The 14283-nt window shown below is 58.5% G+C and carries 16 protein-coding genes and 1 pseudogene; 6 read left to right on the top strand and 11 right to left on the bottom strand.

The genetic code is table 11. From position 1 onward, the window contains the following. Positions 1–387 (top strand): annotated as a pseudogene (locus RM533_RS11725) (IS21 family transposase); the annotation flags it as partial. Between the two features lie 140 nt (positions 388–527). Here RM533_RS11725 and RM533_RS11720 read toward each other — a convergent pair. From RM533_RS11720 to RM533_RS11705, 4 genes are all read right to left on the bottom strand, one after another. Further along, a complete protein-coding gene (locus RM533_RS11720) occupies positions 528–1430 on the bottom strand; it encodes a Z1 domain-containing protein (RefSeq protein WP_311341409.1) in 903 nt (300 codons plus the stop codon). Between the two features lie 67 nt (positions 1431–1497). After that, a complete protein-coding gene (locus tag RM533_RS11715; RefSeq protein ID WP_311341408.1) occupies positions 1498–1908 on the bottom strand; it encodes a TadE/TadG family type IV pilus assembly protein in 411 nt (136 codons plus the stop codon). After that, complete coding sequence (locus RM533_RS11710; protein ID WP_311341407.1) at positions 1905–2399, bottom strand: TadE/TadG family type IV pilus assembly protein; 495 nt, start codon at positions 2397–2399, stop codon at positions 1905–1907. The genes RM533_RS11715 and RM533_RS11710 overlap by 4 nt, the downstream gene beginning before the upstream one ends. Positions 2400–2407: 8 nt before the next feature. Then, entirely contained in the window at positions 2408–4447 is a 2040-nt protein-coding gene (locus RM533_RS11705) for a pilus assembly protein TadG-related protein (protein WP_311341406.1), read from the bottom strand. 104 nt (positions 4448–4551) lie between these two features. Between RM533_RS11705 and serS the strand changes: the two genes are divergently transcribed. Genes serS through RM533_RS11690 form a run of 3 tightly spaced genes read left to right on the top strand, consistent with a single transcriptional unit; the run spans position 4552 to position 7668 of the window. After that, entirely contained in the window at positions 4552–5829 is a 1278-nt protein-coding gene (gene serS, locus RM533_RS11700) for a serine--tRNA ligase (protein WP_311341405.1), read from the top strand. Then, a complete protein-coding gene (surE, locus tag RM533_RS11695) occupies positions 5829–6608 on the top strand; it encodes a 5'/3'-nucleotidase SurE (RefSeq protein ID WP_311341404.1) in 780 nt (259 codons plus the stop codon). The genes serS and surE overlap by 1 nt, the downstream gene beginning before the upstream one ends. Before the next feature lie 4 nt (positions 6609–6612). Continuing rightward, a complete protein-coding gene (locus tag RM533_RS11690; RefSeq protein WP_311341403.1) occupies positions 6613–7668 on the top strand; it encodes a potassium channel family protein in 1056 nt (351 codons plus the stop codon). Positions 7669–7749: 81 nt separating this feature from the next. On the opposite strand, the gene RM533_RS11685 is transcribed toward RM533_RS11690, so the two are convergent. Next, a complete protein-coding gene (locus RM533_RS11685) occupies positions 7750–8136 on the bottom strand; it encodes a DUF1761 domain-containing protein (RefSeq protein WP_311341402.1) in 387 nt (128 codons plus the stop codon). A 225-nt stretch (positions 8137–8361) separates the two neighbouring features. Here RM533_RS11685 and rimO point away from each other — a divergent pair, with 225 nt between their 5' ends. After that, positions 8362–9753, top strand: a complete 1392-nt coding sequence (rimO, locus tag RM533_RS11680; RefSeq protein ID WP_311341401.1) for a 30S ribosomal protein S12 methylthiotransferase RimO — start codon at positions 8362–8364, stop codon at positions 9751–9753. A gap of 50 nt (positions 9754–9803) precedes the next feature. Next, positions 9804–10565: a competence/damage-inducible protein A gene (locus RM533_RS11675; RefSeq protein WP_311341400.1), complete on the top strand. Its 762-nt coding sequence runs from the start codon at positions 9804–9806 to the stop codon at positions 10563–10565. A 27-nt stretch (positions 10566–10592) separates the two neighbouring features. Here RM533_RS11675 and RM533_RS11670 read toward each other — a convergent pair whose 3' ends face one another. The 6 genes from RM533_RS11670 to secE form a co-directional block, all read right to left on the bottom strand. Further along, positions 10593–10769, bottom strand: coding sequence for a hypothetical protein (locus RM533_RS11670; RefSeq protein ID WP_311341399.1), 177 nt, complete (start codon positions 10767–10769; stop codon positions 10593–10595). A 63-nt stretch (positions 10770–10832) separates the two neighbouring features. Beyond that, the gene (locus RM533_RS11665) at positions 10833–12038 is read right to left on the bottom strand and encodes a GAF domain-containing sensor histidine kinase (protein ID WP_311341398.1); all 1206 of its coding nucleotides are present in this window, start codon (positions 12036–12038) and stop codon (positions 10833–10835) included. A 128-nt stretch (positions 12039–12166) separates the two neighbouring features. Continuing rightward, positions 12167–12865 carry a 50S ribosomal protein L1 gene (gene rplA / locus RM533_RS11660; protein WP_311341397.1) on the bottom strand — a complete coding sequence of 233 codons (699 nt, stop codon included), beginning with the start codon at positions 12863–12865 and terminating at the stop codon, positions 12167–12169. Positions 12866–12869: 4 nt separating this feature from the next. Continuing rightward, positions 12870–13301 carry a 50S ribosomal protein L11 gene (rplK, locus tag RM533_RS11655; RefSeq protein WP_311341396.1) on the bottom strand — a complete coding sequence of 144 codons (432 nt, stop codon included), beginning with the start codon at positions 13299–13301 and terminating at the stop codon, positions 12870–12872. A gap of 109 nt (positions 13302–13410) precedes the next feature. Next, the gene (gene nusG / locus RM533_RS11650) at positions 13411–13947 is read right to left on the bottom strand and encodes a transcription termination/antitermination protein NusG (protein WP_311341395.1); all 537 of its coding nucleotides are present in this window, start codon (positions 13945–13947) and stop codon (positions 13411–13413) included. A gap of 29 nt (positions 13948–13976) precedes the next feature. Beyond that, positions 13977–14189 carry a preprotein translocase subunit SecE gene (gene secE, locus RM533_RS11645; protein WP_311341394.1) on the bottom strand — a complete coding sequence of 71 codons (213 nt, stop codon included), beginning with the start codon at positions 14187–14189 and terminating at the stop codon, positions 13977–13979. Between the last annotated feature and the right edge of the window lie 94 nt (positions 14190–14283).

The following is a 14283-nucleotide window of genomic DNA, read 5'->3' as shown; positions in this document are numbered from 1 at the left end:
GACTGCAACCCAGCCTTGGGGTCGGAGAAGGGCCAGGTCGAGAAAAACGTCAAGGATGCTCGGCGCCGAGCGTGGCAGCGATTGCCGAGCTTTGCGGATATCGGTGTGCTCGATGCCTGGCTTGAGGAACACTGCATTACGCACTCGGGCGAGATCCAGCATGGCGGCCTGCCTGGCACCGTCGCCGGCGTTCATGCTAAAAAGGAGAATAGCGTGATGCCGCTGGGGCGATTCTTTATCGCCTGTATCGAGCACACCAAACGCGTATCGCCGTTTGTCTCATCCACTCCGAGAGCAATCGCTATAGGCTGGCATCCCCCCTTAGCTAACCGGCTGGTAAGCGTCAGGATCAACTCTGATCAAATCGTCGTACCGGCCGAAGGTTAGATCGTGTGCAAGCATGCCAGGATCATTAATCGATCCTATGTCACTGCCGCACGGACGACTTGTGACCGGTGGCACTACGTGGCGGTGATGAAGCGTTAGCCCGGAGCGCTGCGTAATAGCACACCATTCACGCAATTGCCCTAAGCCTCCAAACAGCTGCAAAGCCAGCTTGTGCGGCGCTCTGGCGGTGACCGCGGGGTGGCAGAGGTCCTGGCGCTGGTGCTGCAGCACGATAAACGGGCGGTGTTGTACGCGGTCGAACTGGCGCTGAAGAGCGCATTGCCACCAACCCCCACGTCCTTGCCCGCGCGTACTCGGTCCAGAGGTGTCCGGTGTGTGCCCGTCGGAGGCCAGATCCTGCAGAAGCTTATCGCGTGCACCGCGGTTAAGCTGAAACGTCCGCGACGCCAATGACGGCTTCTCTGTCTCGATGAGCCGTTCGACAGCCCGCCCATGGCCTGCTTCTGCCTCATCTTGTTGCGTGCGGTGACCATAAGTGCGCTGGGGTGGCTCCGCACAGCCAGACCGAACTGCTCGAGAGTTGCATTTGCCCGCTGCATGAAGTCGAGCTCGAGCTGAAGGTTCTCGTAAACGGGTCGGAAGTCGAACCAGCGGACCATCTGCATCAGCGTGTCGTACATCACCGAGCTGCGCAGAAAGCAGGAAACGTTTAGTCCTTCGAGCGTAAGTCCGCGCGAAGGTGAGAAGCCGCCGACAGCAATCATCGTCTGTCCGCCGCCGCCGCCGTGGTAGTCGAGCTCCGCCGGAGAGGTTGCGCTAACCGCGACCAACCGTCTTCTTCGACGGTAAATAGCCGAGATAAACGCCTTTGTGCAGACGATGCCAAAGCGGCTAATCGCCCGCTTCTGACGGCAGCTTTTGACGCTCTGCCATGCGGCCAAGATCTGATATCCGTCATCGCTATTGCAAAATCCAAGAAACGGATTCAGGCGAACGGCTATCAAGCATTGCTTACATTGCATTTTCTTAAGAAGAAATGGCGGATTTCCGTTATTCTCACCCTTAAGACAGGTCGGTCTCAAGTTTAATCCGTGGCACGCCCACCATTCTGATCCGCGTTGTCGCCTACCGATCCATGCATGATTACGATCAAGCGAAGTTTGGGTAACATGCTCCGGCCTGCAGAAGGTCGGGCGTCTGGTTTAACAAACCTTGCAGCGGCGAAATGAAAGTAAAACGAATTTTTACCGAGCTTGATCTAGGGACAGACTTGCATATCGTCTCGCCAATCGGTTCCACCTGAGTTTTCGTGATCGCCAGATCATATTGCGCGGCCCTTTCTACTGCGTGAGCCTTCTGCCTGTCTGCGGTATCGCAGGTCGTGCTTACCGACATGCAGCGCGCAGTGTTGTAAGCCACCTCGGCCAGGGTCTGCCGCACCCACATCAGGCGGCTGAGTTCAAACCCGCCGACCAGCATCAGCACGAGCGCGGGCGCGAGCAGCGCGAACTCGATCGTTGCGCTGCCCTTTCGGCATCTTAGAAGATGTGACTTGATCATTGCAAACGCACAGTGCCATGCTGCTGGACGACGCTGTCCTTCAACACTCCGTCAGGCAACAGCATCGGGGAAAATGGCGCAGATGCGCGGATCGAAAGGTAGTAACCGGCAGTTGACCCGGTACTCGCGCGCCCTACCGGACAGATGGTGCCGCAATTTGCCTGCGTGTATCCTCCATCTTTGTTCAGGCAGGCACATCGCCGGCTGAGGTTGGTGCAGGATCCTGCAACCCCGTTGCATGCGAGTTCCACGTCAAGCGATGGAATTTCGGCACTTGTGCGCACATAGGCTGGCAAAGCTGTGAAGTTCACATCATCGCGCGTGACAAAGCTCTGTACTGCAGCTGCCGACACAGCTTCACCTGTCGTTGACCGTTGAAGGTAGAAGCTGCCGAAGTCAAAAGCGGCCAGCAACGCGAGAAAAAACCCTAAACTCCACAACGCAAATTCAATGGCGACAGCGCCTTGTTCATCCGCACCAAGTCGCGACATGGTCCGCATTAGCCGATCAACCGCACGGACGCATCGTCAGAGTTACTGGCGTGGTTTTCTTCAATGAAGGAACACAGCGTTCCAGCCGCCGCTCCGCCGCTTGCCTTGATCTTGCTGGCCACCAGCGTGAAGCAATGCTTCCCACCCGCGGTGCTGTTGCCTCCCGAGACGGAAAGATCGGATCGCGGCAGATGGATAGCGCCGGAAAATATGCTGTTGGAGCCGCCCGACCACGCCGTGCTGCTGCGCGTCAAGCTATCTATCAGCAGCTCGCGGATCCCGCTTCCCGGCCTTGATAGAGCAGGAGCAAGCAGCTTTACCTTCGCACCACCTGATAGATTAAGTGTTCCTTCAAGGATGAAAGTCACATCGGCCCCGGCCAGATCGTATCCTGCAAAGCTTTCGCCGTTAACAGTGTCCCCATAGCTCAGGCCGCTGAGGTTTGAGGTATAAGGCCAGGTTGTGCCGCCGGTGCCATTGGTGAGATCGCCATTGATCGTATAGCGACCGGCTCCGAAAAATGCGGATCCACCAATACGCATACTGCCATTTACGTAATGGTTTGCCGTTGCGCCAAAAGCAATCCTGCTGCCGCCTGATGTCTCGATGTTGCCATCGGCGCTGAAGCTGCCATCCTTCATGAAGAATTTTGCGCTGCCTGACAAGCTGATGGCTGCCGAGCCGGAACCGCTGCCAATCGTGACATCGCCGTACCCTACGGACAGCTCACTGCCGCCGGAGATCCTCACTCCCGACGCAGCTACAAAGCTCCCGTCGCCCATGGCAACCGAGCCCCCGCCACTTAGATTGAACCCACCAAACCAGTGCTGGCCTTTACCCATCAACAGGGTCTGACCACCACCGAGGTTGATCTGCGGCACGATCATGACATTGCCGTCGCCCTTGTAATTCATGCCCTTGAACCGGACCGACCCTGACCCGATCCACAAATCGCCCTTTCCGATAGTGACCCCGCTCGTGCCGCTGTCAAAGCCCCCGTTCACATAGAGATCGCTGTCGCTGAAATTGACCGTGGCACCGCCGCCGATGCTTACGCCGTCGCGAATATAAAGCCTTGATCCAGCTTCGAACTGGACCTTTACCCCACCACCAACTTCAAATTCGTCTATGTGGTAAACGCCTCGTGGTACAAGGTAGGTGCCCGAGCCTGTGCGGAATGCGGCCACTTGCCCATCAGGCGACCAGCCGAAGTCCCAGTCCTCACCGCCCCGGGTCACGGGCGCCGGGATTACCGGCACTGCCGCATGCCGACCCAGCAGCGCACGCGCTTCATCAAGTTCGGTGCTGTTCGCCCAGGGATCAACGAGCGACGTGGGGCTGTTCAGGCGGTTGGCAGGCAGCGATGCTCCGCCGGATGTTTTGGTCCTGCCAGCATAACGCAGCAGGTCTGCAACAAACGAACTGCCACCGGAGAGCGTCACATCGCCCTGCCCGGCGATGATGTTGCCAGCCCTGATCCTGCCGCTGCCGCTTGCCTGCAGCGATCCTACCGCCGCGACGGAGCAGTCCGGCGCATCGAGCAGCGTTCCGCCGGAGAGCGTCAACGCATCCGTCTCGTTCGAGAGCGCAAGAAAGCAAGGAGGCAAGAACTGGGTGCGAGTCACCAGCGACGCCACGGCCTGAGACGCCACGGTGTATTCACCGGAAAATCCAAGCACCCGCGCAAGCACCCACGGCACCTTTTTTTCCACCGTTACACGAACCGCCCTGTCTGCCCCCGACGGGAAGTTCTCGAGCAGTTCGGCGGTCGTTGCGGCACCTGCCACGCCGTTGACGTTTACAATATCGTGGGCGGTCGCAGTCAGCGTCGCCGGCTGCGGTGACGCCCTGTAGGCGATTGCCGCGCCCAGCGCCGCCATGTCGGCCGCGCGCTGGTTATGCATACGTTGTTCCAAACCGCGGTTGAGATCAAAGACAAGCCCGGCGGCGCCGATTGCAACGGGAAGCGACAGCGCCGCCAGTACGGTAACGCCTCCGCTTTCGTTCGCCGCCAGCCGGCGCAATGTTCCAGACCAAGCGATTCTCATCGCGATAATAAAGAACATAAAGTTTAACGAACCGCTAACTGGCTGCACCAGTTCGGATGATTACCGGCTGGACAAAAACGCAGCCGGATGGCCATAGCCGCTCCATGCATGACATTCGCACTATTCGCGACGATCCGGACAAATTCGACGCCGCGCTCTCGCGACGCGGTGCCTCGCCTGCTGCCGCTTCGATCCTGGCGCTTGACGATGAGCGGCGCAGCGTCGCGACCGTCACACAGGAAGCGCAGGGCCGCCGCAACGAGCTGTCGAAGGCAATCGGTGCGGCCATGGCAAAGGGCGATGTAGCCAACGCTGATGCGCTGAAGCTGGAAGTGGCGCAACTGAAGCAGTCGCTGCCGATCCTTGAAGAGCGGGAGCGGCACGTGTCGCAGCAATTGGCAGACTGCATTGCAGCGTTGCCAAACCTTCCTGCCACAGATGTGCCAGACGGCACAGACGAAAGCGATAACATCGAGATTGCCCGCTGGGGCACGCCGCGCACGTTCGACTTTGCACCGCAGGAGCACGCCGATTTTGCACCGGCGCTTGGTCTTGATTTTGAAACAGGGGCGCGAATCGCAGGTGCGCGGTTTGTCTTCATGCGCGGGCAGATGGCGCGGCTCAACCGGGCCTTGGGCGCCTTCATGCTCGATATGCAAGCCGATGCGGGTTTTGTCGAATGCGCGCCGCCGCTGCTGGTTCGGGATGAAGCGGTTTTCGGCACTGGCCAACTGCCGAAATTTGCCGAGGATCTGTTCCGCACCACGGATGATCGCTGGCTCATTCCGACAGCAGAGGTATCGCTCACCAACGCCGTGCGCGACCAGATTGTGGATACAGCAGCGCTGCCCATCTGCATGACTGCGCTCACTCCCTGCTTCCGGTCGGAGGCCGGGGCCGCAGGACGCGACACGCGCGGATTGATCCGTCAGCATCAGTTCGACAAGGTGGAGCTTGTCGCCATCACCACGCCTGCGACTTCCGACGTCATGCATGAAACCATGACTGCTGCGGCAGAAGCAGTGTTGCAGGCGCTCGAACTGCCGTATCGCAAAATTTTGCTGTGCGCAGGTGACATGGGGGCAAGTGCCATGAAAACCTACGACCTTGAGGTGTGGTTGCCAGGACAGGACGCTTACCGCGAGATTTCTTCCATTTCCAATTGCGGGGCATATCAGGCGCGGCGGATGAACACGCGCTTCCGGCCGGATGGTCTGAAGAAAACAGAGTTCGTGCATACGCTGAACGGCTCTGGCCTTGCGGTCGGTCGCACGCTGGTGGCACTGCTGGAAAACGGACAGCAGGAGGACGGATCGGTCGTGCTGCCGCCTGCTCTTCACCCCTATACCAGCGGCATGAGCAGATTGGAGCCCGGCAACTAATGCGCATTTTGCTTACGAACGACGACGGCATTCACGCACCCGGCCTCAAGGTTCTGGAAAGGATTGCCCGGACCTTGTCCGACGACATCTGGATTGTCGCGCCGGCCGAGGAGCAGTCGGGCGCAGGCCACTCGCTCACCCTGACGCAGCCGGTAAGACTGCGCGAATATGACGCACGTCGTTTCGCAGTGATGGGAACACCCACCGATGCGGTCACCATGGCGCTGCGAAAGCTGCTGCCGGAGAAGCCCGACCTCATTTTGTCCGGAGTGAACCGCGGTGCGAATCAGGGTGACGATGTCACCTACTCAGGCACCGTCTCTGCCGCAATCGAAGGGACACTGGCGGGCGTGCGGTCGGTGGCGCTCAGCCAGATCTACGCAAAAGGAGGCGAGAAGGTTTCCTTCGCTGCCGCGCAGGCGTGGGGGGAACGCGTACTGCGCCCACTCATCGACATGAATTTTTCCGAACGCACGCTGGTGAACATCAATTTTCCCGCTGTCGCTGCCGATAAGGTTAACGGTATCCGGATTGTTCGCCAGGGTTTTCATGATTACGGACGTGGCTCGCTGGTCGAAAAGAAGGATCCGCGGGGGTTTGCCTATTTCTGGTTCGGACTAGAAGCGATTGAGCATACGCCTGGCCATGAAACCGATCTTGAAGCAGGCGAGGACGGGTTTATCGCGGTGACTCCATTGCATCTCGATCTCACGCATTACCCCTCGCTCGAACGCCTGCATCAACGCTATGTGGATGCAGGAGAAATCACAAAGGTCTGACGGCATGACGCCGCCTGCACGCCAGAACCGGCCCAAGGTGCACCGCCCGTTGCGCAGGCGGGTAAAAGTGCCGGTCTGGGCCGACATCGGTATCAGGATTTCTGCGGCCGTCGGACTCGTGTTTTTTGTCGTCCTCATCCATTGGGCAGATCGCGATGGTCTGGTTGACAATGTCGATGGCGAGATCAGTTTTCTCGACGTCGTTTATTTTACGATGATTTCGATCACCACAACGGGCTTCGGAGACATTGCACCGGTCTCCGATCAGGCAAGGGTTGTGGAAGCCCTGATCGTCACGCCGATCCGTATTGCCGTGCTGCTGATCTTCGTTGGCACGGCATATAATTTCATCATCAAGCGCAGTTGGGAAAATTGGCACATGGCCAGGATCCAGAAGCATCTTAAAGATCACGTCGTGGTGCTGGGCTTCGGCGTATCCGGGTCAGAAAGCGTGCGCGAACTCATCGCGCGAGGCACCGATCCTGCCCATATCGTGGTGATGGATACGGACGACGAGCGGCTCAGGCTTGCCGAGCAGCTGGGCTGCAACGTCATCAACGCCGATGCCTCCCGCGACGAAGCAATGCACGACATCCGCATTTCCAAGGCAGCAACCGTGCTGGTGTCGGCTGGACGTGACGATGCATCGATCCTCATCGTGCTGACAGTGCGTCATCTTGCACCCGACGTGCCGATCACCGTGGTCGTGCGGGCTGCGGATAATGAATTGCTGGCCCGGCAGGCAGGCGCGAACAATGTTCTGAACCCGGTCCGCTTTACCGGCCTGCTCCTGGCAGGGTCAGCCGCCGGCATGCATGTCGCAGACTATCTGGCGGATCTGGCATCCGTTCAGGGGCGGGTTCAGCTTGTGGAACGGCTCGCAAAGCCCGAAGATATCGGGCAGCCTCTGCGCAATCTGGGTTCGGGCAGTATCGGCGTGCGCCTTTATCGCGGCGATACCGCTTATGGCTATTGGGAGCCTGAAGCAGATTCTGTCGAAGCCGGCGACATGATCGTCGTGATCAAGCCTACGCCGCATAGCGGGCCCGGCGTTCTTTAGACCACACTGTGACTGCAGGGACCAACGGGAAAGGCTGCGCCAGTTCACACCCGAAGATCCGCAGGTGTATGTGCTGACAATTCAGCTGCGGCTCCAGAACACCAGGCCCATCGACAAATAGGCAACGAGCCAGAAGCCGGCGTCCACCATTGCGATGGCACGCGGCCTGCGCTGGTGAAGATAATTCGTCCACAGCGCCGGGATGATGAAAGCGACGGCGATGCCCCCGCTCATCATCGGAAACAGCCACCAGCGTTCAGGGTCGATCCGTGCAAACATGTGTCCCAGCATCGCTGCCGAAAGCAACACCAGCAGGAAAGTGCCGGTCACCGCCACGAGCGGCCGCCGCTGTATTTCTGCTCCCGCGAGTCCGGCATACCTTGCCACAGGACGGCCAAACAGCCGGTACCAAGTCGCTGCGACGATCATCACCGTGAGCGCTGCAAACAACACTCCAGGCCAATCCACTGGTCCCACCTTCACCTCCCGCCGCCCGTATCTTGCAAGGCCCCTCGCCTGCCGCCTAGCCGGTATGACGACCAAAGTCAGATACAAACCCTTGTGCCATTAAGTTTTGATGAACTGTGCCGGCAGTTTTCCCCACATCGCACTCGTCTGATCGAGACGTCCATGATCGGCCGCTCTTCTCGCAAAGCTGGTATGTTTGCACAATCGCATGTATGGGCGCGCACGATGATCCATGAGATTGCTCCTGCTCCGCGCATCGGCATGGTTAGCCTTGGCTGCCCCAAGGCCCTTGTCGATTCAGAACGCATCCTCACGCGGTTGCGTGCCGATGGCTATGCCATGTCCGCCGATTATTCGGGCGCTGACGTGGTGCTTGTCAATACCTGCGGCTTCCTTGACTCGGCAAAGGAGGAAAGCCTCGAAGCCATTGGCGAGGCAATGGCGAAAAACGGCCGCGTCATTGTAACAGGCTGTCTTGGCAGTGAGGCCGAGATGATCCGCGCCCGGTTTCCTGAGATTCTGGCAGTCACAGGAGCACATCAGTACGAGCAGGTGGTCAACGCTGTTCACGACGCTGCTCCTGCGACACGCGGTCCTTTCATCGACCTTGTTGCGCAGCCTGACGTAAAGCTGACGCCGAGGCATTATGGCTATCTGAAGATATCGGAAGGTTGCAATCACAGCTGTTCCTTCTGCATTATTCCGTCCTTGCGAGGAAAGCTGGTCAGCCGCCGTATCGACGCGGTGCTGCGCGAGGCAGAAAAGATGCTTGCTGCCGGCACTCGGGAATTGCTTGTCATCAGCCAGGACACGTCGGCCTATGGTGTCGATGTTCGCCATGAAGAGCGCCAGTGGCATGGCCGTAGCGTTCGCACCCATATGACCGATCTGGCGCGCGAGCTGGGCCAACTGCGCACGCAGGACGGTGTGCCACCATGGGTGCGGCTCCATTATGTCTATCCGTATCCGCATGTGGATCAGGTAATACCGCTCATGGCGCAAGGGCTGGTCACCCCCTATCTTGACATCCCGTTTCAGCACGCGAGCTCTGCCGTTCTGAAAGCGATGAAACGCCCTGCAAACGAAGCCAAAGTGCTTGAACGGCTGAAACAATGGCGCGTGATATGCCCTGACCTGGTCATACGCAGCAGCTTCGTGGTGGGTTTTCCCGGCGAAACCGAAGCCGATTTTCAATATCTTCTCACCTGGCTTGAAGAAGCCCAGCTCGACCGGGTCGGCGCCTTTCGCTTCGAGGCGGTTGCCGGCGCGCAAGCGAACGAACTGCCCAATCCGGTGCCCGAGGAAATCAAGGAAGAACGCTACGCGCGCCTGATGGCAGTGACAGAGCGGATCAGTGCCGCAAAACTGTCTGCCAAGGTAGGGCGTACCATGTCGGTCATTGTCGATGAGATAGGCGAACCCGACGAGGACGGGGATAGGGGAGCCACCGCGCGCAGCAAAGGTGACGCGCCGCAGATCGATGGCGCAGTGCTGCTGCGCAATGTCCCGGCATCGCTCATGTGCGGCTCCATTGTGGATGCGCATATCGAGGATGCGGATGCGCACGATCTTTTCGGTTTTGTCGTGGACCGAAACACCGGATCTGCCGCTGCCTGAGTTGCGCCAAACAGATTGACGCTGTCCTTGCCGGCAGGCATCACGCGCCAATGCAGGATCAAGATCGTATCTACACCGCTGCGCTGATTGTCATCGGCGATGAAATCCTTTCCGGCCGGACGCATGACAAGAACATTGCGCAGATTGCCAGCTGGCTTCAGGTGCAGGGGATACGTCTTGCCGAAGTGCGTGTCGTTGCCGATATCCGCGATGCCATCGTAGAAGCCGTGAACATCCTGCGGGCGCGCAACGATTATTTGTTTACCACTGGCGGTATCGGGCCGACGCACGACGACATAACTGTCGATGCCGTGGCACACGCCTTGGGCGTGGAAGTGGTAATTCATCCTGAAGCACGCGCTATTCTCGAAAGCTATTATGCCACACGGGGCGGGCTGAATGCCGGACGGTTGCGGATGGCTCGCGTGCCTCAAGGGGCGGATCTCATTCCCAATCAGATGTCAGGCGCGCCTGGTATTCAGATCGGCAACATCTTCCTTATGGCTGGAGTTCCCCACATCACGGCACAGATGCTGGCGGCGCTGACGGGAACGCTGGCGGGCGGCTTGCCGCTGTTAACCAATACGATTGGTGGCTGGATCGCCGAAAGCGAGGTAGCAACAATGCTGGGCGAAATCGAAAAGGCTCATCCCGATTGCCAGATTGGCAGCTATCCATTCTTTCGCGAAGGTCGGGTGGGTGCCAATTTCGTGATTCGATCGACCAAGGCCGACCATTTGAGCCAGTGCACCGAGGCCTTGTGTGCCGCGCTGGAACAGCACGGACTGGCGTTCGAGCGAGGCGGCATATAAGGCCTACCATGCCGCAGTCGCTCTGCGTCAATGGGGTTTTTCGCGGTCCTCCTCGATGCGCTCACGCAGGTGACGGGCGCCCCGGTCTGCCCGCATTTCTGATTGGCGCGTCTCGTGCTTGCGGTTGCTTAATCTTGAAAAGGCAATGAACGCCAGGAGCAGCAGTGGCCCTGCCACGATCACGATCAGCCAGACAGTCGGCATCAGAAACTCTCCACTTTTGCCTCAAAAGGCGGGACAGTTACCTTAACGTGCAGGCTGCGGAATCTATCCTGCCGAGTCAAGATCCTCGGCCAATCCCTTCAGTGGGGCAGCGCTGAACCTTACTGAAAACATGGTTCGGTAATCGTTACTGTCCACCTCGATCAGGCCATCGTGTGCCTTGGCGATCTGATTGGCGATATAAAGCCCCAGCCCCAACCCTTGGCGGCTTTGCCCGGTGGCGCTGCGAAAGAAGGGTTCAAACAACTTTCCACGCACATCTGCCGGAATAGGGCCGCCACCATTGGTCACGTCAATGACGCAGAGCTCGCCTTCTCGCCGCCCCGATACGCGGATCGGAAGCGCAGGATCGCCGTGCGTCACTGCATTGCCGACCAGATTGGACACCATCTGTGCAATGCGTTCACTGTCGCAGCTTACCGGTTGATCGATATGGAACTCGGCCTCGATACGCATTTCGGGGGCGAACATGCGTGCTTCCTCGACCACCTCGGCCAGAACACTATCAAGTGCCACATCGCCGTGTCGTTCGATCGCGATACCTCCGCCCAATCGGCCCCGTGCAAAGTCCAGCACATCGTCAATGAGGCCTGCTGCGCGTTTCATGCTCTCACGCATCATGCCGATGATTGTCTGGCCGCGCTCGCTCAGATCCTCGTTGCGCTGGAGCAGATCGACACCGGAAGACACTGCTGCCAGCGGATTGCGCAGATCATGGCCAAGCACGGCGATGAACTCTTCCCGCAGGTTCGACACCTTGACGGCTTCTTCAAGCTCGCCGACCGTCGCGCTCATCTGCTCTTCATGGTGAAGGCTGAGCGCAATCAGATTGGCAAAAAGTTTTATCGTCGCCATGATCTCGGGCCTGGTCGCATCAACCTTGGTGCGATCGAGCGCACACAAGGTCGCAACCAGATCGCCATTGGGCCGCAAAATCGGGACAGAAAGCCCGGATCGGATCCCGAACCCGCTCACCAGTGGGTGGTTCGACCAGTTCTCGTCTTCAGAAGCATGGTCGAGCAGAACACTGCGCCCGCTGGTGCGAACGCGATCACAGATGGTGAACTCCACCGGCAATTGATCGCCGGCCTTGAGCCCCAATCCGGTTTCATCATGCACACTGCATGCGATCCAGCGATCAGTCGTCAGCACTGCCACTGTGGCAAAGCCCAGCCCGGTCAGCCGGCACACGTTTTCAAGGATTTCCGGAACCAGTGTCAGGCGAGAGAGATCACTGACCTGAAGGTTCATCACTGGCGTGGGAAGTTGCTCCATAGATGTGCGATGTTAAGCTCCTTAACCTGATAATCCAAGTTAAAATGAAAGGCCGGAAGATTAATCTTCCGGCCTTTACAATTGTTTAATTGAAAACTTGAGCTTCAGACACCGTCGACTTCGGCATTATCGATCCGCAAGCCCGGGCCCATCGAAGAAGACATTGAAATCTTGCGCACATACTTGCCCTTGGCGCCTGCTGGCCGTGCCTTGACGATGGCATCCAGGAAAGCATCAAAGTTTGCGCGAAGCTGTTCGTCCGAGAATGACATCTTGCCAATGCCTGAATGAATGATGCCGGCTTTTTCCACACGAAACTCTACCTGACCACCCTTGGCGGCCTTGATTGCCTGCTCCACATTGGGAGTGACGGTGCCAAGTTTGGGATTCGGCATGAGGCCTTTGGGGCCGAGAAGCTTGCCGAGTCGGCCCACGACGCCCATCATGTCAGGCGTGGCAATCACGCGGTCATAATCGAGGTTGCCGTTCTGCATGTCCTCCATCAGATCCTCGGCGCCGACCTTGTCCGCGCCGGCGGCTGTCGCCTTTTCGGCATTGTCGCCCCGGGCAAACACGGCAACGCGCACGTCCTTGCCGGTACCCGATGGCAACGACACCATGCCACGCACCATCTGGTCGGCATGGCGGGGATCGACACCAAGGTTGAGAGCGACTTCGATCGTTTCATCAAACTTGGTCGTCTTCACATCGCGCAGCATCTGCAACGCTTCATCAACACCGTAGGCCTTGTCGGCATCGAGCCGCTGCGTCAGCATCTTCTGCTTTTTCGTCTGCTGTGCCATCGTCTCAGCCCTCCACCACTTCAAGGCCCATCGAACGGGCGGAACCTTCGATGATCTTCGTCGCCTGCTCGACGTCGTTGGCGTTGAGATCCGCCATCTTCTGCTCTGCAATGGCAGCGACTTCGGAACGCTTGATCGTGCCGGCCGAAACCTTGCCAGGCTCCTTGGAGCCGGACTTGAGCTTGGCCGCCTTCTTCAGAAGGAAAGTTGCCGGCGGACTCTTGGTCGTGAAAGTAAACGAGCGATCCGCATAGACCGTAATGGTCGTCGGGATCGGCATGCTTTTTTCAAGGTCCTGCGTCGCGGCGTTGAACGCCTTGCAGAATTCCATGATGTTGACGCCGCGCTGACCGAGCGCAGGACCAATTGGCGGCGATGGATTTGCAGCGCCCGCGGGCACCTGCAACTTGATGTAACCGGTAATCTTCTTGGCCACAAAGCCACTCCTTTTCACACTGTCGGGCCATGGCGGCCCTCATGTTAAGCGGTCAGGCAGAATGCACGGCATCCCTCCCGCAAATTTGGCCGCTCAGGGCCAAAACTTCTTACTTGGCGAGTTCCACCTGCTCGAAGTCGAGCTCCACGGGGGTTGCACGACCAAAAATGGACACGCTGACTTTCACCTTGTTCTTGTCGAAGTCGAGCTCCTCAACAAGACCATTGAAGCTGGCAAAGGGGCCATCCAGAACCTTGACCGAATCGCCGATCTCGTAATCCACGCTGACCTCGCGGCGCGGCTGCGCGGCTGCTTCTTCGCGCGAGCCGAAATATCGAGCGGCTTCCTTTTCCGAGATCGCCTGCGGTTTGCCGCCCGAACCCAGAAATCCGGTTACCTTGGGTGTGTTCTTGATCAGATGGTAGATGTCATCGTTCAAGGACAGCTTGGCAAGCACGTAGCCAGGCATGAACTTGCGTTCTGTCTGCACCTTCTTTCCGCGCTTGATTTCAGTAATGGTTTCGGTCGGAATTTCCACCGCCTCGACCAGCTGGTCCAGTCCTGCACGCTCCGCTTCGGTGACGATCGCCTCGCGAACCTTGTTTTCAAAGCCCGAATAGGCGTGAATGATGTACCAGCGAGCCATATGCTATCCTAGACTGTAAAATATCGTGCTCAGGCGAGAGTCAGCAGCCAGCGAACGACCGCACCGAACAAAGTGTCGATCCCCAGAAAGAACATCGACAGGATCAGCATCATGATGCCGACGAATATCGCGGTCGTCACCGTCTCCTGACGTGTGGGCCACACAACCTTGGAACCTTCGGCCCGCACCTGGCGGATGAATTCGCCAGGACTCGTCTTGGCTTCGGAACCTGTCTTGGCCATCGTGTATCCTTGCGCCTAACCCTGTGTGATCCATGCCATTCCGGCAAATTGCAACATCGTATGGCCGCGCCGCCACGATCAAGTATCGGTATCG

The sequence above is a fragment of the Croceicoccus esteveae genome (assembly GCF_031846435.1).
Taxonomy (GTDB): domain Bacteria; phylum Pseudomonadota; class Alphaproteobacteria; order Sphingomonadales; family Sphingomonadaceae; genus Croceicoccus; species Croceicoccus esteveae.
The sequence above is the reverse complement of the archived record's forward strand: the minus strand, read 5'-3'. Positions and strand labels throughout refer to the sequence as shown.